This is a genomic window from Arthrobacter sp. NPDC055585 (assembly GCF_053619115.1).
Genome location: NZ_JBSHIT010000008.1, coordinates 83,453 through 104,770, shown reverse-complemented (window position 1 = coordinate 104,770; position 21,318 = coordinate 83,453). Strand labels below are relative to the sequence as shown.

Sequence of the window (21,318 nt, the reverse complement as noted above, 5' to 3'; positions counted from 1 at the left end):
GGGTGTTACCAGGTACAAAAGCTCCACATTTCCCGTTCCGGGGTCAGTCGGCCCGGTTCCACCCGAGGAAGAGTGGGCGCCGGGAATGACCGCGGCGCTCGAGGAGCTAAAGGGGAACTTGGCGAAGGACGGCTGGAGGGAGTCCTCGCACGGGACGGAGCCGTGGTCCCTGACATATGAACGGTCGACGCCGCAGTCAGGATCAAGAAGCGTCGAAGATGCGTTTGTAGACAGCTACAAGGAAAGGCATCTCAATGAGACTTCCTTCATCTTTCCGGCGGGCTTTCTTCGCCGTTCTCGCCTTTGGCATGCTGATTCTCGCGAGCGGGACAGGTGCTTTCGCTTCGTCCCCGTCCTCAGCTTCCCAGCTCCCCGCCGCGGTGGACGATGAAACAGGTCCGCAGTTCTACAGCGGAGTGACCGTCAATGTGCGGGATGACGTTTCCGGCGATGTCTACGCATCAGGCCAACGGATCACCATCGACGGAGACGTCACGGGTGATGTCATAGCAGCCGGCCAAACGATCACCATCAACGGAAACGTTGATGGAAATGTGCGCATCGCAGGCCAGGATGTCACCGTCAACGGGGAAGTTGAGCGCAGCGGCACGATCTTCGCCGCAAACATCGACGTGAGTGAGACCGGGTCCTTTGGAGACGACCTGGTGGGAGCCGCTGGCGATATCGACATCGCCGGGGCGGTCGGGCGGGACGTAGAGGTAAGCGTCGGGTCCCTCACGGTCGACGGGTTGGTCGGCGGAAACCTCACCTACACGTCCGATGCCGAAGCGAGCATTGCCCAGGACGCGGTCAGCGGCAACGTGGAGCGCATCGAACCGCAGACCACGCCGGAGCCGACGCTCGGCGAGCGGTTCGTGGGCTGGCTGCTCGGACTCCTCTATGCGCTGGTTGCGCTGAGCCTCATCACCGTGGCCGCCGGATGGCTCCTCCCGCGCCTGCTGCACCGCGTGACGGACCAGCTGGTACCCCGGCCGTGGAAGGCGCTGCTCGTTGGCTTCGTGGCCTGCATCGCCGTTCCGGTTGCGCTGCTGGCAGTCCTGGTCACCTTTATCGGGGCGCCCCTGGCACTGGCCGGTTTGCTCGTGTGGATCACTCTCACGCTCGCGTCGTTCGTCTTCGTCGCGTACTACATCGGCAGGCTCGTGCTCCGCGGCCGGCAGCATCCCGTGATCAAGTCCCTCGTCGGCGGCGTGATCCTCATTGTCGCGCTGCATATCCCGTGGCTGAACATCGTTGTGTGGCTGGCCATGGTGTTCTTTGGCATCGGCGCCCAGCTCCTGGCGATTTACGAGAAGCGGCCATGGCGGCGCACCCCTGCACCGGTCCCTCCCGCTGCCGGCCCGACCCCTCCCGGCCCGTTCCCGGACCCGGGCCCGTACCCCGGTCCGCAGCCTGGCACTGGGCCGTATGGCGGTCCACAGCCTGGCACGGGCCCACACCCCGGACCACAGCCAGGAACTCAGCCCGGCCCGCTCCCCCAGTAACTGCGCCCGGTCTGGCAGGAACCTAACGCTCCGGCGCCGGCTCCTGCCAGCCGCCGCGGTGGGTCATCGACGGCGGCGCAGGCTCCGGCCCCTTCCACACCACGATGAGCAGGGTCGCGATCGGGCCCAGCAGGATCGAAATGAGGAACCAGTTCCAGCGTGAGCGGTTCTTCTGTTCCGCCAGCCCAGCGTTGATCAGGGCCAGCGTAAACCAGAATGTTCCGTTGCTTACGTAGTTATCCATCGGGCCACCCAATCACACCCGCGTGGTTTCCGGCTTTTTGCGGGCGGCCGCCCGGAAGCCCTTGAACGTCAGATACACGCCCAGTGAGGCCTCCCAGATGATTTCCGGCATCGTCGCCAGCACCGACGGAACCGACATCTGCCCGTAGGCACCGAACAGCACCGCGATGCCGGAGAGAGACATCAGCGGGCCGCCGATCAGTCCGAACAGTGCCATGGGCCGCGGCACCAGACCGGACCGGTACATCAGGAACCCCAGCAGCAGTCCGTTCCCGATCCCGACGACGAACCCCGGCCCCAGCAGGAAGGTCCAGCCGTGCAGGGCCACCAGCGCCTGGGCTACCGGCAGGTAGGCCTCGGCGTCCGGACTCTGGCGCAGGCTGACCACCGTGAGGACGCACAGAATGCCGACGGCGATCATTGTGCACTCCATGATCCGGGCGGCCACAAAACCTATCGCCGCAGCGGCACTGTAGCGGCGCAGGACGGGATAAAGCACGACGGCGGTGCCGATGTTCGTGATGATCAGCACCAGTTCGCAGACGGCGCCAATGAGGACCCTTGTGTCACCGCCCGGGCCGGTGGCGTAGCCGGGATCGGCGAGCAGCGGCGCGTACAGGGCAGCGCCGGCGATGGCCGAGACGAAAGTGAGAAGAAACAGGATCCCGGCGGTCCGGGCGGTTTTGTCCAGCGGTTTCATGGCGCTCCTGTCGAGGATAGGCGTACTGCGTACACCAAGTGGTTCCGACCGTAGGTGTATGCCGTACACTTCGTCAAGAGGCAGTTTCCAGGAAAGGCCGACGACCATGAACCCGAAGCAGCAGGAGCCACCCGCTCCCGCCGCGCGGCGAGCGCGCTTGAACCGCGAAACAGTGCTGCGCACCGGCGTCGTACTGGCTGACCAGGTGGGCATTGACGGTTTCACCATGCGGACGCTGGCGCAGGAACTCGGCGTGGTGCCGATGGCACTGTACAAGCACGTGGCCAACAAGCAGGAGCTGCTGGAGGGCATGGTGGACCTGGTCTGGGCCGAGGTCGCGGAGCCGCACGCGCGCGACGGCTGGAAGCCGGCCATGCGGCAGCGCGCGGTCTCGCTGCGGAATGCGATGGTCCGGCACCGCTGGGCGGTGGGCCTGATGGAGGCCGCCGGAAAACCGGGGCCGGAGAACCTGAAGCAGCACAACGCCATGATGGGGTGCCTCCGGGAGAGCGGCTTCAGATTCCGCACGACGGTCCACGTGACCTCACTGCTGGACGCCTATGTGTACGGCTTTGCACTGCAGCAGAAGACGCTGTCCTTCGAGACTCCGGAGGAATCCGCCCAGGCAGCGGCGGACACTCATGCGGGCGAGGGCGCCGAGGCCGCCGAGCGGTATCCGTACCTGCTGGAGGTCGTATCCGAGCTGGCGGAGAGCGGGTATGACTACGACGCCGAGTTCATCGTCGGGCTGGATGTCCTGCTCGACGGCGTCGAGACCCTGCGCGGCTCCTGGCGTGGGGAGGGGCCCTGAGTTACGGATTACCTGCGGTGAGCAAGGCTCAGCGGATATAGGGGCCCAGCCTGAATGGGAGGAGCGTACTCAGCCGGCCAGCAACGACGCCGCGACCTGGCTGGGTGCCGTGCCAAAGCGCTGGCGGAACGCCCGGGCGAACGTACCCGGATCCAGGAACCCCGAGGCAAGGCAGGCCGTCTGCACGGCATGGCCGCGTTCCAGCAGCGCGCGGGCGTGCTCAAGGCGGACACGGCGGATTTCAGCCGCCGGCGACGTCCCTGCATCGGCAAACAGCGCCTGCACCGACCGGACGGAGAGGTGCGCCGCGGCGGCGAGTTCCGCCGTCGTAAACTGCGGGTCGGTGAACCGGGAACTGATGGTGCGGCACAGGGACTCGCGGAGCTCGGCGCGCGCCTGGACGGGTGAGGTGCGCGGCGCCGACCCGCGGCGGCGCAGCTCCCGCACAATCTGTGCCTCCGCCCGCGGCTCCGGGCTGAAGCTCAGCAGCGTTGCCTGGCCGTCTCCGATGGTGCGCGTGGTCCAGCGCACCGGGCGGGTATCCCCCGCACGGGTGACAAACCATTCCGTTGCCGGCTCTGCTCCGGCGGAGCAGACAATCGGGCACTCATGCTGCGGATAGGGTGAGCCGTCCGGACGGCTGCGGTGCAGCAGATCGTGGCTGGGGCCGCCCACGACGTCGTCATCTCCCCGGTAACCCAGGAAGCGGATCGCTTCGCGGTTGGCGAGCGCCACCAGACCCTGTGCATCAATGACCCACAGCGGTACGGGTGCTTCGCGGACCACCTGTGTCAGCAGATCCATGCCCTCTCCTGTCCCGGACGCAGCAAACTTCATTTCCATTCGGTTTCACCGTACGGACCGCTCAGGCGGAGGAAGTTGCGGCGGTGTTTCATGCAGGTAAAACCCTGAGCTGGCTGCGCAAATCGCGCGATGGGCTGCGCAAAAAGCCTGACGTGCCGCTTTCGGGCGCTCCTAGTTTGGGTTCAAGGCAAGTGCCTGCAGAACCACGTACGAGGAGATTGAAAATGACGAACTGGAACACCAACCGCGATCAGGCCACACTCAAGGTCCGCACCGCCGTCGCCCGTTCGGAGTCTTCCTGGGCGGAGCTCGCTGAGCAGCTGGACCGCCCGCTGCTGTGGACTATCGCGGCACTCCTGGGCTCCCATCCGGTGCCGGCGGAACTGGCCGAAAAGGCCGGGGAACTGCTGGACCTGGATGAGGAGACCGTGCTGGCCCTGCAGGAACAGCCGTACCGGATCGCCGGGGACTCACTCAAGGACGACCCCACGATCTACCGCTTCTACGAACTGCTGGCCGTCTACGGACCCGCACTGAAGGAAGCCATCCACGAGGAATTCGGCGACGGCATCATGAGCGCCATCAACTGCAACGTCGAGCTGACCCGCCGCGAGGATCCCGAAGGGGACCGTGTGCGCGTGATCATCGACGGCAAGTTCCTGAAGTACCAGTGGTAAGGGGCCCGCGATGAGCTATGTGATCCCCAAGGACTTCGCGGTCCGTATGATCGACGCCGGGCATTCCAAGGTGCTGCTTTCCACCCGGGACACCCTGATCCGCAGTTACATGGCCGGCGCCATCCTGGCCCTCGCCGCAGCGTTCGCCGTCACGGTGAGCACGCAGACCGGCTCCCCGCTGCTGGGCGCGGTACTGTTCCCCGTCGGGTTCTGCATGCTGTATCTGATGGGCTTTGACCTGCTGACCGGTGTGTTCACGCTGGTGCCGCTGGCCTGGCTGGCCAAACGGCCGGGCGTCACCCTGAACTCGATGCTGCGCAACTGGGGACTCGTGTTCGTCGGCAACTTTGCCGGCGCCCTGACCACTGCGCTGCTGATGGGGATCGTCTGGACCTACGGCTTCTCCTCTGCGGTCAGCGAGGTTGGCCAGGCGATCGGGCACCTCGGCGAAGGACGGACCGTGGGCTACGCGGAGCACGGTGCCGCCGGCATGCTCACCCTGTTTGTGCGCGGCGTGCTGTGCAACTGGATGGTCTCCACCGGCGTCGTCGGCGCCATGATGTCCGACAGCGTGTCCGGCAAGGTGATCGCCATGTGGATGCCGATCATGCTCTTCTTCTACATGGGCTTTGAGCACTCCGTGGTGAACATGTTCCTCTTCCCCATCGGCCTGATGCTCGGCGGCGAATTCACGCTGATGGACTACCTGATCTGGAATGAGATTCCCACCGTGCTCGGCAACCTGGTGGGCGGGCTGACGTTCGTCGGCCTGATGATCTACGGGACCCACGCCCGGACGGCGCCGGGCCGCCAGTTCGCGGCGAAGGTGAAGGTCTAGCTTTTTCAGGTCGCCGGGCGGGCCGGTATCCGGGGGTTCCCGGGTGCCGGCCCGGTCCGTGTCGGGACGGGGGTAGTCAGCGTCTGACATGGGCACATATACAAAGGAGGCTTTGCATCCGCGGCGCGGCTGGGGTTGGATTGTGAGACCGCCCACCCGTTTATCCGGAGGACAGCACCGTGACACAGCCCAGCACTGCATCGAGTACTGAGACTGAGGAAGAAACCGCTCCCGGGATGCTTGCCCCGGCTGAGGATAGGCGGGTGCTGCTGCGGAAACGCGTCGGGCTGGCGCTCGGCGTCCTGCTCGCAGCAGTGGTCTACCTGATCATGCCCCAGGATGTGGAACAGCCCGCCCGCGCGACCGCTGCCATTGCCGTGCTGATGGCCGTCTGGTGGATGACCGAAGCGATTCCGCTGGCCGCGACGGCGCTTCTTCCCCTGCTGCTCTTTCCGGCTCTGGGCGTGTCCACCATCAAGGAGACGGCGCCGCCCTACGCCGATCCGATCATTTTCCTGTTTATGGGCGGCTTCTTCCTGGCCCTGGCGCTGCAGCGCTGGAACCTCCACCGCCGGATAGCGCTGGCCACAGTGCTTCTGGTGGGAACCAAACCCAAACAGCTCATTGCCGGCTTTATGATCGCCACCGGATTCCTGAGCATGTGGGTATCCAACACGGCAACGGCAGTGATGATGCTGCCCATCGGCATTTCCGTGCTCACACTCGTAGCCAACCTCAACGAAGAAAAGAAGGCACCGCGGAATTTCAGCATCGCGCTGATGCTCGGCATCGCCTATTCGGCTTCCATCGGCTCCCTGGGCACCATCATCGGAACCCCGCCGAACGCCCTGATGGTCGGTTACATGGCGGACGCCCATGACGTGAACATCGGCTTTGGCCAGTGGATGCTCGTCGGCGTGCCGCTTGCTGTCATCTTTATGGCGCTTGCCTGGTACCTCCTGACCTTTGTCATCTTCAAGCCGGAGATCACGGAAATCCCCGGCGGCCGGGAAATGATCCGCGGAGAGTACCAGCGCCTGGGCGCGATGTCCGGCGCTGAGAAGCAGGTGCTGGGCATCTTTGTCCTCGCCGCCGCGTCCTGGATCACGGTTCCGCTGCTGTGGCCCGACTCGAACTTTGCCGACGCCGTGATCGCCATGGGTGTGGCCATTCTGCTCTTTGTCATCCCGGCCAACGTGAAGAAAGGTGTCCCGCTGCTGGACTGGTCCAGTGCGAAGGACCTGCCGTGGGACATCCTGATCCTCTTCGGCGGCGGTCTTGCTTTGTCCTCCCGTTTCACTGCCAGCGGCCTCAGCGAGTGGATCGGCACCAAGGTATCCGGGCTGGAGGCTCTCCCGCTGATCCTGATTGTGGTGCTGATCGCAGCACTGGTCCTGGGCCTGACCGAACTCACCAGCAACACCGCGACGGCGGCAACTTTCCTCCCGCTGATTGGCGGGGTGGCGCTTGGCCTGGGGGTTGATCCGATGCTGCTGGTCATTCCGGTGGCCATCGTCGCCACCTGCGCGTTTATGCTGCCGGTTGCGACCCCGCCCAACGCCATCGCCTTCTCCTCCGGCCACGTCCAGATTGCGGACATGGTCAAGGCAGGTATCTGGCTGAACCTCATTGCCCTGGTGCTGACCACACTGGTGACGTTCACCCTGGCCGTCTGGGTCTTCGGAATCGTGTACTAGGCAGATCCGGGGCAGCCCAACACGTCCGGAGAGAGTCCGCGGCAAGGTGCGCAGCAGCTTCGCCGCACCTATAAATTCCGCCGACGCCGGTGCTAGCGTGGGGCACGGATTGATTCGCTGTGGGGCCGCAGGCCCTGCGGAAGGAGATCGTCATGACCCGGAAACTCCACGAATTCGCTGACCTTTACCGGCGCCGGGGGCCCTGGTGCGCCGCGTACCTAGACGCCTCCGCAGGGAATGTGGACAGTCTGGAAGCCGCAGAGGTCCGCCCGGTTGATGTCAGGAGGGCGCTGGCTAAACAGGGCGCATCACCCCAGGACCAGGAAGCCGCGGAAACCGCCGTGCTTCCCGCCGACGGATTTCCGTCCCCGGTCTCGCGCTTCCTCCTGGTCCAGCAGGGCACGGTGGCGTTGAACGAAGTGCTGCCCGGAGAGCTGGTGGTGCCGGAGCGGGTCTCGGTGGATCCGGTTCCTGACCTCCTGCCGCTGCTCAAACACCGTCCCGAGGAGCTCCCGTATATCGTTGCGGAAGTCTCCCGGGAGGACGCTGAGATCCGCCTGCGCTTCGTCGGCCGTGAAGACTCCTCCGTCGAGGATGTGGAGGGGGAGAAAGAAGACATCACCAAGCTCCCCGCCGGCGGCTGGTCACAGGACAAGTTCCAGCGGCAGACCGAGCAGATCTGGCGGCGCAACGCGGATCAGGTGGCCGAGGAGATCGACCGGATTGTGGACAGCAGCGGCGCCCGGCTGATCGTGCTTGCCGGTGACGTCCGGGCGCGCGGACTGGTACGGGACCAGCTCGCCGAAGCCCACAAGCCACTGGTCAGCATGATCGATTCCCACATGCCTGAGTCCGGAGCGGGCCGCAAAAGTTTCGAAGACAAGGTCCAGGAACGCATTGCCCTGCTGTGGGCTGAAGAGCAGGAACAGATCATGGATCGCCTGGCTCAACAGCAGGGGCAGGCCAACCCGGAATCTGTCACCGGTTTCGGTGCGGTGGTGAAGGCCCTCCAGCAGGCCCAGGTGGATCTCCTGATTCTGAATGACAATGCGCTGGCGGACCGCCATCTGCTGGCCCTCGGAGCCGAGCCCTGGGTGGCCAGCGCTCCGGAGCAATCCCTCGGCGCTGAGGTCCTGGGCCAGGTGCCTGCTCCGGCGGCTCTGGTGCGTGCGGCAGCCCTCACCGACGCCAGTCTGCTGCTGGTGCCCGACGGCGTCCTCCCCCACGGCGTCGACGCTGCCGCCCTGCTGCGCTGGCCTACCGGCCCTGCGGCGCCGCGGGGCTGAAACGGCCGCCCGGAAAGGCGGGAAGTTCCTTACCGTCACCTTCAGGATCACGCTCGTCCTCAAAGGAGTGGACGGGCTGCTGGAAGTGGTCGGCGGCGCGCTTCTGCTGCTGGTGACACCGGGCCAGATTTCCTCGCTGGTGAGGGCCCTGACGCAGCACGAACTGTCCGTTGATTCGGGCGACCTGCTGGCCAATGCCGCCAGACACGCCGCCGATTCCCTGACGGTATCCGCGTCGACCTTCGCCGCCGTGTACCTCCTGCTGCACGGCCTGGTGAAAATCGTGCTGGTCTGGGCCGTGCTCAAGGACTACCTCTGGGCGTATCCCTGGATGATCGCGTTCCTGCTGATTTTCATTGGCTTCCAGTGTTACCAAATCGCGGTGTCATTCTCCTGGGCCCTGGTGGTGCTCACCCTGTTCGACATCCTGGTGGTGTGGCTGACCTGGCGCGAGTACGGGGTTGAGCGGACCCGGGCGGCCGGCTCCCGGCTCTGACGCTCCGCGTTCGCCGCCTCCCGTCAGCCGGCCGCAGCAGCAAGAACCTCCGCCAGGTCACCCGGACGGCTCCACATGGGCCAGTGCCCGGTGGGCAGGTCGAGAACCTCCACGTCCGTGAGCTTCGCAGTTTCGGCGAACATGGGATGCCCCGACTCGGCGAGCTCCATCATCTGCGCGCTCGGAATCGAGCAGCACACCAGCGTGGTGGGGACCTGCCGGCGGGCATCGTTGGTCAGTGCGAGCGGCTCGCGCAGCACGGGGCCGGGTTCGGGCACCGCCCGCTCGCGGAACCGGTCGAGGACCTCATCGCTCAAGCCTTCCAGACTGGCCTGCTGCCCCAGTGACTCGAAGTCCGGCAGCGGCAGCTCGGCCGCGTCCTCCGGGAAACCGGGAAGGAAGACGCTCCCCGGCGCCACCGGACCGGAGTCCACCCAGACCATCCGGCGGATCAGCTCGGGGCGCCGGTCCAGCACCAGGCTGACGGGGAAGTTGGCGCCGCTGTGCGCGACGAGGGTGACCGGCCCGCCCGCGCGGGTGACGACGTCGGCAATTGCCGCTGCCTGCTCATCCAGGGTCCGTGCCGTGCGGCTGGGGTCTTCTGGGTCCAGACCCGGCAGGGTCACTGCGGTCGCGGGGACGTTCGCTGCGGACAGGTGTTTCAGGACTTCATCCCAGGCCCAGGCGCCCAGCCAGTGGCCGGCGATCAGGACGATGGGGCTCTTCACAGTGTTCATGTTCCTACTTTCACCCCTCGTTTGGGCAGGTGTATGTCACTATTTATGTCATGAATTCTCCGGCGGCCGCATGAAGCGGACCGAGCGGCTCGTGGCGCTGTCCGAGATGCTGCGCCGCAGCGGCAACCGCGGTGTCTCGGCCGAGAAACTGGCCCGTGAGTTCGGCGTCTCCGTGCGGACCGTGAAGCGGGATCTCGATGCACTGGAGAACAGCGGCGCCCCCATCTGGTCCCGCCCCGGCCCCGGCGGCGGATACGGCCTGGCGAGCAGCGGCTCCCTGCCGCCGGTCAGCCTCTCCCCGTCCCAGGCCGTGGCACTGATGGCCGCTGTCTCAGCGGCGTCGGACGCTCCGTACGCGGATCTCGCGGCAGCGGGGGTCCGGAAAATCCTGGACGTCCTGGACCCGTGCACCCGTGCCCGGGCCGATGAGCTGGCCTCCCGGGTGTGGGTCAACGCCCCGCCCGCGTCCTCGCGCACGGTCCGTTCCGCGCTGGAGGAAGCCATGGCGGATCAGCGGGTGGTCCGCATCCGTTACACCGCGAAGGACGGCGCGGTGACCACGCGCGACGTCGAGCCCATCCTTTTCGCGTCCACCAGCGGCCGGTGGTTCCTGGTGGGCTGGTGCAGGCTGCGGGACGGGATCCGCTGGTTTACCGTCTCCCGCATCGAACGGGCGAGCGTCACCGCGATGGCGTGCACCGGGCACACTGTGGAGGAGGTCGGCGAGCCGCCGGCGAATGCCCGGCCGGTGCACGGCGGGTAGCCTCGAACGTTGCCCTGCCCCGGTGCCTGTTACGGACGGCTTCTGAGAATCCAGGCAGCCGCATCCGGCGGCAGATGCCCGGCCGCGGTCAGCGGCGACGACGCCAGCAGGACGTCCCCGGCGGGAAGCGGCACGGGTTCATCCCCCATTGCCACGGCAAGCAGGAACTGGTCCCCTCGCTCGCACACGAGCAGCCCGGCGTCGGCGACGCGCCACACGCAGGCATCATCCGGGGAGAAAACCTCTTTGTCTCTCAGCTGCCGGCGCAGGGTGAGTGCATCTCGAACCAGCTGCGGCGTCGAATCCTTTGTCTCCAGGTGAGCTTCCACGGACAGCTCACCCCAGGACTCGGGCACCGGCAGCCAGGGGGCAGCATCTCCAGCGGAGAACCCGTAGGCATTTTCGGGCGCGACCGTCCACGGCAGCGGAACGCGGGCCCCGTCCCGGGAGACTCCGCCGCGGGCCCACATCGGATCCACCCGGGCGGAAAGCGGCACGTCGACGTCGGGCAGGTTCAGTTCCTGGCCCTGGTAAATGTAGGCGCCGCCAGGGAGCCCAAGGATGGCGAGCAGGCCGGCACGCGCACGGCGGACCCCGCGGTCGCCTCCGCCGAACCGGGTCACGGACCGGGCGATGTCGTGGTTCTCCAGCGCCCAGGTGGGCGGCGCCCCGTGGGCACTGCGGGCAGCGTCAAGCTCACGGCCGACGGCGGCCCACGCGCCGGCGTCCCAGCCCAGCTTCACGAAGGCGAACGCGAACGCCTGGTGCATCTCGTCCGGCCGCGTGTATCTGGCGGCCCGGTCCGGTTCCAGGTTCACCTCACCGACGAGGATCGGCTCAGACGCATAGCTGTCCGCGAGGCGGCGCCAGCGCCGGTATACCTCGTGGACGTCCTCCTGGTCGGAGACCTGCGGGTTGGAGCGCAGGCCGTTGACGACGCCGCCGGTGGCGTCGGTGTCCGGCAGCCCTTCGGCCTTGAACAGGGCGTGCGCGACGTCGATCCGGAGGCCGTCCACACCCTTGTCGAACCAGAAGCGGAGCACGTCCTCGAAGTAGTCCCCCACCGCCGGGTTGCGCCAGTTCCAGTCCGGCTGCTCCGGGGAGAAGAGGTGCAGGTACCAGTCCTGGTCGGTCTCCGAGCCGGGCTTCACGCGGCTCCAGGCGCGTCCGCCGAAAACGCTCTGCCAGTTGTTCGGCGGCAGGCCGCCGTCGTTCCCGGTTTCGAAGTGGAACATTTCCCGTTCCGGCGAACCCGGACCGGCTGCCACGGCCGCCTGGAAGAGCGGGTGCTCCGAGGAGCAGTGGTTGGGCACCACATCCAGGATGATCCGCAGCCCCAGCGCGTGGGCCGAGTCGAGCAGCTCGTCGAACTGCTCCATGGTGCCAAAGAGCGGATCGACGCCGCAGTAGTCGCTGACGTCGTAGCCCTGGTCCACCTGCGGGGACGGCTGGAACGGGGTCATCCAGATGCCGTCCACGCCCAGAGAGGCAATGTAGGGCAGCCGCTCCAGGAGACCGGCCAGATCGCCCACCCCGTCGCCGTCGCCGTCCGCGAAGGAGCGCGGGTACACCTGGTAGATGACGGCGTCCTGCCACCAGCCCGGCTGCTGCCCGCTGGCCGTCGTCGTCATTCCGGTCATTTGGTGCCGCCGGAGGTGAGGCCTTCGACGATGCGCCGCTGGAAAATCAGAACCATGATGACCAGGGGAATGGTGACGATCACGCCCGCAGCCATCTGTTCACCGAAGGGTGCCTGGAACTCCGTGGCCCCGGTGAATTTTGAAATGGCGACCGTGGCAGTCTGCAGTTCAGGGTTGTTGATCATGGACAGGGCGATGATGAACTCATTCCAGCTGTGGATGAACGTAAGGATAGCCGTTGTGAACACACCGGGAGCGGCCAGCGGCAGCAGGATCTTCCGGAACGCCTGCCATTTGGTGCAGCCGTCGATCAGGGCTGCCTCTTCCAAATCGAAGGGCAGGGCCTTCATAAAGGTGGTGAGGTTCCAGACCGCCAGCGGGATGGCGAAGGACAGGTTGGGCACAATCATGGCCTGGTAGGTGTTGATCCACCCAATGTCCGTGAACAGCCGCAGCAGCGGCACCACAACGGAAATGCCGGGGAACATCGAGGTGGCGATGACAAGACCCAGGATCACGGACTTGAACCGGAAGTTCAGCCGGGAAATGGCATAGGCCGCAAAGATCCCCAGCACCAGTGCCAGCGTAGTGGTGATGCCGGCAACGATCAGGCTGTTCAGCAGGGCCCTGCCGAACATCGTGGATCCGTCGAACACCTTCAGGTAGTTCTCCAGCGAGAACGGCTCCGGGATCAGGCTGTTGTCGAAGATGTCGGCGGTACGGCGGAAGCTGGAAACCAGCATCCAGTAAAACGGCGATAGGCAGTACACAAAGATCGCCGCGAGCCCGGCGTAGGTGAGGTAGCTCTTCCATCCGCGCTTCTTCGGATTCCGCTGCGGTGCCTCGCTGGGGGTGTCGCTGCGTGTGAGGAGTGGGATCTGGGTCATGAGACTGCCTTTGCCTTCCGGGAGCGGCCTGCTTTGCTGAGGGTGCGCATCTCCTTGGTCCCGGCGACGTCGGCTCCGAGGATCTTCACGAAGACGATCGCAACGAGGGCCACGTAGAGGAACAGGATGATGGCAAACGCCGACGCCGAGCCGTAGCGCAGCTGGTTCGATTCGTCCCAGGCGAGCATGGAGAGGGTTTCCACCGATTGTTTGCCGGGACCAATCAGAACAAACGGCAGGTCGAACATCCGCAGGGCGTCGAGAAGCCGGAACAGTACGGCGACGAGCAGGGTCGGTTTCACCAGCGGAAGTGTGATGGAGCCGAGCTGGCGCCACCAGCCGGCGCCGTCGATGCGTGCGGCCTCGTAAACCTCCTCCGGAATGACCTGCATGCCGGCCAGGACCAGCAGGCCTATGAACGGCGCGGTCTTCCAGACTTCGGCAATGATCACTGCGGCCTTGGCCTGGAAACCCTCCGCGGTCCAGAGGATTTCGGTACCGATGAGGGTGTTGGCGATTCCGTCCGACTGGAAGATCCAGCGCCACAGCAGGCCGGAGACGGCGGTGGGAACGGCCCACGGAATGAGGATGCTGGCGCGGAGGATGCCGCGTCCGCGGAACGCCCGGTTCATGGCCAGTGCCAGGCACAGTCCAAGCACGGTTTCGAGGGTAACTGTGGTGAGCGTGAAGAAGGTGGTGTTGCCGAGGGCGTTCAGGAACCTGGCTCCGGATTCCCCGGCCAGGAGATCGGTGTAGTTGGCCAGCCCGACGAAGGTCTCGCCCTCGGCAACGAAGCCGTTCTCATCGAGGCCGGACTCCTCCCGGAAGAGCGACTGGTAAAGCGCGGATACGAGCGGATACGCGATGACCAGGCCAAGGACGAGCAGGGTCGGAGACAGCAGCAGGGCTGCCATCCTGCCTTCGCCGGCAGTGCGGCTGTCCGGCTTGCGTTTGCCGGGGGGCTGTCCGTGGGAACGGCGCGGGGGCGCAGCAGTACTGGTAGTCATGGAGTTCCTAACTGGGCGCGCGGGAGGGAATCAAGCAGCGGAGGCGGCCGCCGGCAGCTGCGCCAACGGCCGCCTGCGGCCTATTCGGCCGAGAGCTCTTCGAGCTTTGCCTGCATGTCAGCGAGGGCCGTCTCCGGATCCTTCTCCCCCGTGAGTGCCGCGTACGCTTCTTCCTGGATCGCGGTCGTCGTCGCACCGTACTTGACGACCTGCGGCCTCGCCTGAGCGTTTTCCAGCGATTCCAGCAGCGTCGGGTAGAACGGGCGCTTTTCGACGACGGCGGGGTCCTCGAGCAGCGACGGGTAGACCGGTGCCCGCGAACTCTTGTCCAGGCGTGCCCGTGATTCTTCTTCACTGGTGAAGAACTTGATGAAGTCCAGGGCTGTTGCCTTGTTCTGGGTGAACGGCGAGACGGCGAGGTTCCGTCCGCCCAACGTGGAGACGCCCGGATTCTCACCAATGCCGGGAACCGAGCTCATGCCGAATTTATCCACCACGGCGCTGGAGCCGTCCGTGGCGGTGAGCGAGGAGTAGACGAACGGCCAGTTGCGCAGGAACACCAGATCACCTTCCTGGAAGGCGCGGCGGCCCTGCTCCTCCAGGTAGGTGATGGCGTCGCTCGGAACGAGGCCGTCGTTGAAGGCGTCGGTGAGCTGGGTGAGTCCGGCGAGGGCCTCGGGGGTGTCCACCGTCGGAGCGCCCTCGTCGAAGACCTGGCCGCCGGCTGATCCGACGGCTTCCGTAAAGTTCACCGTCAGCGCTTCGTTCTTGTCGAACTGCCCCGCGTAGCAGGACATGCCATCCGCCTCGGGCAGAGCCAGCACCTTCTCGCACGCCGCCGTCATCTCCTCCCAGTTCGTGGGCGGGGCATCGATACCCGCCGCCTGCAGGAGGTCCGTGCGGTAGTAGAGCAGGGCGCCGTCGGTGTAATACGGCGCGCCGTACAGGGTGCCGCGGTAGGTTGCGGTTTCCACTGCGGCAGGGACCATGCTGTCCGTCGGCAGTGCGTCCTCCGGCATTGGCATGATCCACCGGTTTGCGGCGAACTCTGAAGTCCAGACGACGTCGAGGTTCAGCACGCTGAAGGTGTCCGACTCGATTTGGGCGTTCTGCACCAGCTGCTGGCGCTGCTGGTCCGCGGAGTCGGGCAGTTCGATGAATGTCACCTGCTCATCCGGGTGCTCGGAGTTCCACTTGTCGATGGAATCCTGTGCAGCGCCGGAGGCGTCCCGGGAGGAGACATAGTTGATGGGCCCGCGGCCCTCGAAGGCTGCGGCTGCGTCCTGCTGCGTTTCCGGTTCCTCGCTGCCGGCTCCGCAGCCCGTGACGGCGAGGGCGGAGATGGTGAGTACTGCCGTTCCGAGAAGAATCCGTCGATTGTGGCGTCGTTGCCTCATGCTGTGCTCCTTGTAATGGCGAGTGGTGCTGGTGGACTGGGCTCGTGCTGATTCAGGGGCGGTCCGGTGGATCCGCGGGCAATGATTGAGTGCGGCACAATCCTGGGCCCGAGGTCACGGGCACGCAGCAGTTTGCCAACCGCCGTTCTGCCCATCTCCTCCAGCGGCTGGGCGACGGTGCTGAGCGGCGGGTGGACGTGCTGGGCCGTGGAGGTGTTGTCGAAGCCGAGCACCGAGACGTCCTCGGGAACGCGCCGCCCGCGCTCCTGCAGTTCGTTGACGGCGGCGGCCGCCATCTCATCGCTGACCGCGAAGACGGCCGTGAGGTCCGGTTCCTGGCGGAGCAGCTCATCCAGGGCCGGGGCCCCGCTGTCATAGAAGAACGTTCCATGTGCGGTGACGGGCGTCTGCCCGGCCTCTGCCATGGCTCGCTCGTAGCCGCGTTGCCGTGGGTGCGCTACGAAGACCGACGACGGGTCTCCGGCGAGCAGGCCGATGCGCCGGTGACCGAGGGAGAGCAGGTACCGGGTGGCGTCGTAGGCGGCCCGCTCATCATCAATGGAGACACTGGGTGACCCTGACTTGTCACTGATGGCGACGGAGATCAGTGGAATGTTCGGACCGAGTGACTGCCTCATGTCCTCCGTGATGACGGCGGAAATCAGGATCACGCCTGCTGCGCGGTAGGTCCGAAGCGTCCGCAGGTAACCGTCGATGAAGACCGACTTCAACCCGGTGCGGCCGAGCATTACGGCGTATCCCTGTTCCCGGGCTGCTTCCTCAACGCCGCGCATCACTTCCGATGCGAGGGCGTCGGAAACCATGGGGGCAAGAAGCCCGATGACGGAGGTCTGACGCGTCTTTAGGCCCCTGGCCATGAAGTCGGTCTCGTAGTTGAGCTGGGTGACGGCCTCCTCGACGCGCCGGCGGGTTTCCTCGGAGTAGCCCACGAGCCCGTTGACCACCCGGGAAACAGTTGCCGGAGACACACCGGCATGCTTCGCGACGTCCCTGATCGTTGCCATGTCCCTCCTCTCGGACTCACGCACGGGCGCAAACGGTTTACGTAAACGGTTGCGCGATCTGCGTCACACCCTAGAGGGAGATTTCCGGGATCCATGACGTTTCGTAAACGAAGTGTGGAATCCGGCGGACATGGCGGCCTAAGGCAGAACACGGCCGGCGGTTCAGCCCGCCTGTTCAGCCGAGCCCTTCGAAGACATCACCCAGCACGGGCGCTCCAGGCGGTCTTGGCGGCCAGGCCAGCACCAGCGGTTCGACGCCGACCATCCGGTTCCAGCGGGCGTCGTCCTCCGCGTCCGGAGGCACCCCCGGGGAGATCACGTGGCGCTGCGTGCGGTGCTGCAGCAGCCCTGCCACCACCCGGTCCGCCACGGCGCTGAGATCAACCTCAACGCCGATCTCTTCATCCGGAACGGGGTTCACGTCATACATGCGGCCCGCTTCCCACGGCTGCAGCCCGCGCCGGATCCGGCCGTGGTTCCAGCGTTCCCAGACGGAGCGGCGCATAGCGCCGTGCAGCAGGCGCTGCAGGCCCGGGCCGCCGCCGTCGCGCAGCCGGAAGAACGCGGCGTCGGTCGCTGCGCCCACGGCAATGTGGTCGGGATGCCCGGTGAGTCCGTCCGGACCGAAGGTCGCGACGACGTCGGGCCTCTCCTGCGCCAGGATCCCGCCGATCCGGTCCACCAGCTCGGCAAACGGCACCTGGTCCACGCCGCCGTCGTCGTAATCCAGCCATTCATGCCGGTCCGGCGGCCGGCCGTGTGCGGTCCACGCGGCGTCCATTTCCCGGCGGCGGATGCTGCCGAGCTCCTCGCTGACCGGCGGATAGGCGGGATCGATCTGTCCGGCGCCGCCGTCGGTCGCGTGGACCAGCACAAACCGGAACCCGGGATCATGCTCGTGAAGGGCTACGGTTCCGGCGAGGCCGTAGGCGTCGTCATCGGGGTGGGCGACAATCAGGGCCAGGCTGCGGGCCATAACGGCACCTGTGCTCCGGCATCCTGCTGTCAGGTCACATCTGTGATCTTCGCGTTGGCGTTGGAGCGGACGGATTCCACTCCCTTGAGCGCCGATGCCTTCGATTTATAGCTTTCGGAGGAAGCGATGATCTCGCCGTTGCCTGCCTTCAGGCGGAACCTGAATCCGCCGGCCTTGTCCTGATAGACCTCGAATTTGCCTGCCATGGCTGCCTCGCTTTGGTTTGGTCCGGTACGTCCATTCAGCGATTGCCGTTCGGGGAAGTCAACCGATCCCGGAAAGTTCTCAACGTCGCTTCCGCGGACTTCGACGTTGATGCCCTAGGGGAGATTCTTACCCGTTGTCTGCCCTTACAGGCCGCCCTTCCGCCAGATCCACGAGGGGTAGGCGCCTGCGGCCCCTCGTGCAGACATCAAGGACCGGCCAGGTCGCGGGTGGAGGGGAATGAGACCCGGGGGAGACTTCCTGATGGAGTAGCCACGGATGGTGTCGCAGGGCTGGGAGAAGTTCACGTCATTACGTGTGGGGCGATGCGCGCTGACACAGCCGGGGAAGCGTTAGGCTGACCGCGATGACAATCAGGCTGCCATCAAGGAGCGGCGCCGGGCGGATGACCGGGCCGAGTGGTGGAAACGGGTCCAGTGGGCACTGGATGCGTCCATGTCCCTCAGTCCCGTCCGGCAGGACTTGGGATTCCGGATGCTAACCCGGCTCGCCAAGGTCGGGGGCGTCGATGAGGAAGACTTGGAGCTGCTGGAGCCGTCTTGGCTCGAGACCGTTGCCGGCAACACCACGAGGGCCGAGGAAGCCCTGAAGGAGCAGCAGAGAACTCTTCAGGACATGGTGGACCAGGGGTTGATCAGCCAGGACTATCTGAACGAATACCGGCGGATAATGGACGAAGAGAACGGGAACGAGCACAATGGGACCGACACCGACTAGGAGGTCCTCAATGACCGCCCGCAATCTGAGCCGTCGCGAAGCGGCAAAGCTCCTTGAGGAGCTCCGCCGGGACATCTCAGCTGCGCGTCTGCGCGTCACTGTGGATGGAAAGCTTGGCCATGACACTCCGCTATCCGTGAAGAAGCTCGCATCCCTCCCCGACCCTCCGTCGATTGAGGGCACTGATGAATCCCAGGGCACCGGTCCACAGGCAGACCCAATCGCTTCCTTCCGGTCAGGTTGGGAAGCCATGGCCCAAACCGCGGCGCAGGCTTCCCGCGGCATCTCAGACATAGATTTCCCGGAAATATCCGGAATCCTCCTCCTCCCGGAAGCACCGTGGAGGGCACTACCGCTCCTCACAGGGCTGGAGCAACGGACGACCAAGCCGTAGGTCAACTAAGACCGAGACAGCAGCGAACGGCAAGAAGATGGTTCCCTGGTGTCCCCAGAGGCCCGGGCCCCCTCCAGCGGTGTGCAGTGGGACTCGCCCGCATCAATCCGCCGGGTACTGAATAACGCCAACCGCGCTCGGCTAAATTGATCCCATGACATCCCCGGGGGCCGTGCTCGAAATTTCCAACCTGTCCGTAGGCTACGGCGGCATGCCTGTGTGCGGGCCGATCACGGCACGCGCCGACGCAGGCGAGATCCTCGGCGTCGTCGGCTTCAACGGTGCCGGGAAGTCCACGGCCGCCCGTACCATTGCCGGGAAGCAGCAGATGCTCGACGGCGAGGTGTGGGCCCACGGGCTGCCGGTCAACGAAGACGCCATCCCGTTCCGCCGCTCGGTCGCCGCCCTGTTCGATGAGGACGCGTTCTTCCCGTCGCTTTCCCTGCGCGAGCACCTGCAGCTGGTCGCCCGTGGCCACTCGGTCCCGGACCCGGACGCCGCCGTGGACGCCGAACTGGAGTTCTTCGCCCTGCAGGAGCGGGCCGACGCCGTTCCCGCCTCTGTCTCCTCCGGTCAGCGCCGCCGGCTGCTGCTGGCGTCTGCCCTGATCCGGCAGTCGTCGCTGCTGATCCTCGATGAACCGGAGCAGCGCCTAGACCCCGCCATGCGCGAACGGGTGGGAGAACGCATCCAGGCCTATGCCGACGGCGGCGGGACGGTCCTGCTCGTCACCCACGATCCGGCGCTGCTGCTGGCCACCGCACAGCGGTGCCTGCTGATTGACGACGACATCCGGGAGATCGCGCCCGAGCGCGCCGCCGCGGAAATCGCCGGACGCTGACGGATGACCACCGAAACCGTCCAAGCCCCTCCCCCGTTCGACCCGGTCCGTTACACCCGGCAGGCCACGCGGGCGTTTTCCCGCGGCCGGACCCGGTTCCGGGATGTCTTCGTCGACGTCTACACCGCTGTGCTGGCGCTCGGAACCATTGCAGCCCTGGCTGTGGGACTCGTCCTGGCCCTGCGCGAGCAGGTCGCCCAGGCTTGGAACGTCGGTTCCGGGCGCACCCTGGTGGCGCCGCCGTCGTTCTCCCTGCCCGACGGCGCGGCAGCTGCTGTCCTGGTCTTCGCAGCCCTGGCGGCGGTGATGGTGATCGCCCGGAAACTGGGCCCCGCGGCGGTCAGCGGCCCCGAAGGGTACTGGTGGCTGGGCCTGCCGCTGGAGCGGCGGCCGATGGTGGCCGGCCGGCTGGCCCGGCGCCTGCTGCTGGTGTGGGCGGGCGCGTGCGTGCTGTATCTGCCGTTCGGGTTTGTGATGGACCTGGAGACCAGTGTTCGGGGACAGATCCTGGCGGCTGCGACGTTTGGGGTGGGTGCTGTCTGTGCCGTGCTGCTGGCGGGTTTGCAGCAGGCCCGGCCGGCTCCGCAATCGGCGGCTGAGCAGCGCCGCGACATGCTTCCCGGCCTGCTGGTGCTGGCGCTTCTGAGCCTGGGCACGGTGCGGGTCGCCGCGGGGTCCTGGGCGCTGGCGGTCGGTGGCCTGGGTGTCACCGTTGCGCTCGGCTTGCTCGTATTCTCTCGGCTGGATCGGATCCCGGGCCGGGAGCTGATCCGCGGCGGCGCGGTGTCCGGGCACACGGGTGCCGCGGTGTACCTGATGGATCTCAATGAGGTGGGCCGCGCACTTTCGGCAGAGCCCGACGGCGTTGCCTCCGCCCGTGCGGCGCGTTGGTATGCGCGGGGCGGGCGGACTCCGCTTGGAGCCCTGCTGCGTGCCGATACCGCGGCGTTTCTGCGGACCCGCGGCCTATGGGTCCGTCCGGTGCTGGTGCTGGCCGTGTTCGTGGTCGTGTTGCTGGCCGGCGGCGTGCAGCCTCCGCTGGTGCAGCTGGGGATGATTGCAGTGGCCGTGTTTGCGGCGGTTCCTGCTATGGGTGCGGTGGCCCGGCGGACGGCGATCATGCCGGGCCTGGACATGCTGCTGCCGCTGTCGGTGTCCGTCGTGAAGCTGAGTCGGATGGCGCTGCCTGCTGCTGCGCTGGCGCTGTGGACTGCGGTGTTGTGTGCGGTGCTGGTGCTCCTCGGCGCGGGTGATCCTTCACTGATCGCACTGGGTGCAATGGCTGGTGTGGGGTTTGGCGCCTCGGCGGTGCGGGGCGCCTACAGGGTCCAGCCCGACTGGTCTCTTCCACCCAAGGACACTCCGTTCGGGCCGATGCCCAGCGCCCAGGCCGGATCCATGGTCCGCGGTTTCGACACGACGCTACTGGCGCTGGTTCCGCTGCTGCTGGGGCTTTTCCTGGGTAATGTTCCCGGGGTGCTGCTGCTCGCACAGGCTGGGTTTTCGGCGGTTTGTGTTCTTGTGCTGATTTACTCTCGTCCGAAATAGCGGCAAGGCTACTCACCGCGTCGGGTCACCGCCGCGGCCACGGGCGCGCACGGGTACTGCCAATGAGGAGAAGGCTGATAGTCTCCGGGAGCCTTAGGGTGGAC

Annotated in this window: 23 protein-coding genes; 12 read left to right on the top strand and 11 right to left on the bottom strand. The window is 66.2% G+C overall.

The genetic code is table 11. The annotated features are described in order from the left end of the window. Nucleotides 1-254 precede the first annotated feature (254 nt). Complete coding sequence (locus tag ACWGQ2_RS14210; protein ID WP_452018348.1) at nt 255-1,505, top strand: hypothetical protein; 1,251 nt, start codon at nt 255-257, stop codon at nt 1,503-1,505. 22 nt (nt 1,506-1,527) lie between these two features. Here the strand turns inward: ACWGQ2_RS14210 and ACWGQ2_RS14205 are convergent, their stop codons facing one another. Then, a complete protein-coding gene (locus tag ACWGQ2_RS14205; protein ID WP_452018346.1) occupies nt 1,528-1,749 on the bottom strand; it encodes a hypothetical protein in 222 nt (73 codons plus the stop codon). Nucleotides 1,750-1,761: 12 nt separating this feature from the next. Then, nucleotides 1,762-2,448, bottom strand: coding sequence for a DUF4386 domain-containing protein (locus tag ACWGQ2_RS14200; RefSeq protein ID WP_452018344.1), 687 nt, complete (start codon nt 2,446-2,448; stop codon nt 1,762-1,764). 157 nt (nt 2,449-2,605) lie between these two features. Between ACWGQ2_RS14200 and ACWGQ2_RS14195 the strand changes: the two genes are divergently transcribed. Then, entirely contained in the window at nt 2,606-3,259 is a 654-nt protein-coding gene (locus ACWGQ2_RS14195; RefSeq protein ID WP_452018342.1) for a TetR/AcrR family transcriptional regulator C-terminal domain-containing protein, read from the top strand. A gap of 69 nt (nt 3,260-3,328) precedes the next feature. Here the strand turns inward: ACWGQ2_RS14195 and ACWGQ2_RS14190 are convergent, their stop codons facing one another. Beyond that, on the bottom strand, nt 3,329-4,063 hold the full coding sequence (locus tag ACWGQ2_RS14190; protein WP_452018340.1) for a helix-turn-helix domain-containing protein: 735 nt from the start codon (nt 4,061-4,063) through the stop codon (nt 3,329-3,331). 224 nt (nt 4,064-4,287) lie between these two features. Here ACWGQ2_RS14190 and cynS point away from each other — a divergent pair, with 224 nt between their 5' ends. The 5 genes from cynS to ACWGQ2_RS14165 all read left to right on the top strand — a co-directional run bounded on the left by cynS (nt 4,288) and on the right by ACWGQ2_RS14165 (nt 9,057). Next, nucleotides 4,288-4,740 carry a cyanase gene (gene cynS, locus ACWGQ2_RS14185; RefSeq protein ID WP_452018338.1) on the top strand — a complete coding sequence of 151 codons (453 nt, stop codon included), beginning with the start codon at nt 4,288-4,290 and terminating at the stop codon, nt 4,738-4,740. 10 nt (nt 4,741-4,750) lie between these two features. Continuing rightward, nucleotides 4,751-5,578 carry a formate/nitrite transporter family protein gene (locus ACWGQ2_RS14180; protein WP_452018336.1) on the top strand — a complete coding sequence of 276 codons (828 nt, stop codon included), beginning with the start codon at nt 4,751-4,753 and terminating at the stop codon, nt 5,576-5,578. 236 nt (nt 5,579-5,814) lie between these two features. Further along, on the top strand, nt 5,815-7,275 hold the full coding sequence (locus tag ACWGQ2_RS14175) for an SLC13 family permease (protein ID WP_452018535.1): 1,461 nt from the start codon (nt 5,815-5,817) through the stop codon (nt 7,273-7,275). A 152-nt stretch (nt 7,276-7,427) separates the two neighbouring features. Next, a complete protein-coding gene (locus tag ACWGQ2_RS14170; protein WP_452018334.1) occupies nt 7,428-8,561 on the top strand; it encodes a baeRF2 domain-containing protein in 1,134 nt (377 codons plus the stop codon). Beyond that, nucleotides 8,443-9,057: a DUF2127 domain-containing protein gene (locus tag ACWGQ2_RS14165; RefSeq protein WP_452018332.1), complete on the top strand. Its 615-nt coding sequence runs from the start codon at nt 8,443-8,445 to the stop codon at nt 9,055-9,057. The genes ACWGQ2_RS14170 and ACWGQ2_RS14165 overlap by 119 nt, the downstream gene beginning before the upstream one ends. 23 nt (nt 9,058-9,080) lie before the next feature. Here ACWGQ2_RS14165 and ACWGQ2_RS14160 read toward each other — a convergent pair whose 3' ends face one another. Continuing rightward, a complete protein-coding gene (locus ACWGQ2_RS14160) occupies nt 9,081-9,794 on the bottom strand; it encodes an alpha/beta fold hydrolase (RefSeq protein ID WP_452018330.1) in 714 nt (237 codons plus the stop codon). Between the two features lie 70 nt (nt 9,795-9,864). Between ACWGQ2_RS14160 and ACWGQ2_RS14155 the strand changes: the two genes are divergently transcribed. Next, nucleotides 9,865-10,557: a helix-turn-helix transcriptional regulator gene (locus ACWGQ2_RS14155; protein WP_452018328.1), complete on the top strand. Its 693-nt coding sequence runs from the start codon at nt 9,865-9,867 to the stop codon at nt 10,555-10,557. Between the two features lie 29 nt (nt 10,558-10,586). Here ACWGQ2_RS14155 and ACWGQ2_RS14150 read toward each other — a convergent pair whose 3' ends face one another. The 7 genes from ACWGQ2_RS14150 to ACWGQ2_RS14120 all read right to left on the bottom strand — a co-directional run bounded on the left by ACWGQ2_RS14150 (nt 10,587) and on the right by ACWGQ2_RS14120 (nt 17,695). After that, entirely contained in the window at nt 10,587-12,188 is a 1,602-nt protein-coding gene (locus tag ACWGQ2_RS14150) for an alpha-amylase family glycosyl hydrolase (protein WP_452018326.1), read from the bottom strand. 5 nt (nt 12,189-12,193) lie between these two features. Further along, complete coding sequence (locus ACWGQ2_RS14145) at nt 12,194-13,084, bottom strand: carbohydrate ABC transporter permease (protein ID WP_452018324.1); 891 nt, start codon at nt 13,082-13,084, stop codon at nt 12,194-12,196. Beyond that, complete coding sequence (locus tag ACWGQ2_RS14140; RefSeq protein WP_452018322.1) at nt 13,081-14,091, bottom strand: carbohydrate ABC transporter permease; 1,011 nt, start codon at nt 14,089-14,091, stop codon at nt 13,081-13,083. Before ACWGQ2_RS14140 ends, ACWGQ2_RS14145 begins: the two co-directional genes overlap by 4 nt. 80 nt (nt 14,092-14,171) lie before the next feature. Continuing rightward, complete coding sequence (locus ACWGQ2_RS14135) at nt 14,172-15,488, bottom strand: ABC transporter substrate-binding protein (protein ID WP_452018320.1); 1,317 nt, start codon at nt 15,486-15,488, stop codon at nt 14,172-14,174. Next, a complete protein-coding gene (locus ACWGQ2_RS14130; protein ID WP_452018318.1) occupies nt 15,485-16,513 on the bottom strand; it encodes a LacI family DNA-binding transcriptional regulator in 1,029 nt (342 codons plus the stop codon). The genes ACWGQ2_RS14135 and ACWGQ2_RS14130 overlap by 4 nt, the downstream gene beginning before the upstream one ends. A 175-nt stretch (nt 16,514-16,688) precedes the next feature. After that, nucleotides 16,689-17,489 (bottom strand): PIG-L deacetylase family protein, encoded by an 801-nt coding sequence (locus ACWGQ2_RS14125; RefSeq protein ID WP_452018316.1) that lies wholly within the window; start codon nt 17,487-17,489, stop codon nt 16,689-16,691. Nucleotides 17,490-17,518: 29 nt separating this feature from the next. After that, entirely contained in the window at nt 17,519-17,695 is a 177-nt protein-coding gene (locus ACWGQ2_RS14120; RefSeq protein WP_452018314.1) for a YegP family protein, read from the bottom strand. Between the two features lie 454 nt (nt 17,696-18,149). Between ACWGQ2_RS14120 and ACWGQ2_RS14115 the strand changes: the two genes are divergently transcribed. The 4 genes from ACWGQ2_RS14115 to ACWGQ2_RS14100 all read left to right on the top strand — a co-directional run bounded on the left by ACWGQ2_RS14115 (nt 18,150) and on the right by ACWGQ2_RS14100 (nt 21,214). Next, entirely contained in the window at nt 18,150-18,431 is a 282-nt protein-coding gene (locus ACWGQ2_RS14115; protein WP_452018312.1) for a hypothetical protein, read from the top strand. A 10-nt stretch (nt 18,432-18,441) separates the two neighbouring features. Continuing rightward, nucleotides 18,442-18,825, top strand: coding sequence for a hypothetical protein (locus ACWGQ2_RS14110; protein ID WP_452018310.1), 384 nt, complete (start codon nt 18,442-18,444; stop codon nt 18,823-18,825). A 154-nt stretch (nt 18,826-18,979) separates the two neighbouring features. After that, the gene (locus ACWGQ2_RS14105; RefSeq protein ID WP_452018308.1) at nt 18,980-19,666 is read left to right on the top strand and encodes an ABC transporter ATP-binding protein; all 687 of its coding nucleotides are present in this window, start codon (nt 18,980-18,982) and stop codon (nt 19,664-19,666) included. Nucleotides 19,667-19,669: 3 nt separating this feature from the next. Beyond that, entirely contained in the window at nt 19,670-21,214 is a 1,545-nt protein-coding gene (locus ACWGQ2_RS14100; protein WP_452018306.1) for a DUF6297 family protein, read from the top strand. Nucleotides 21,215-21,318 lie beyond the last annotated feature (104 nt).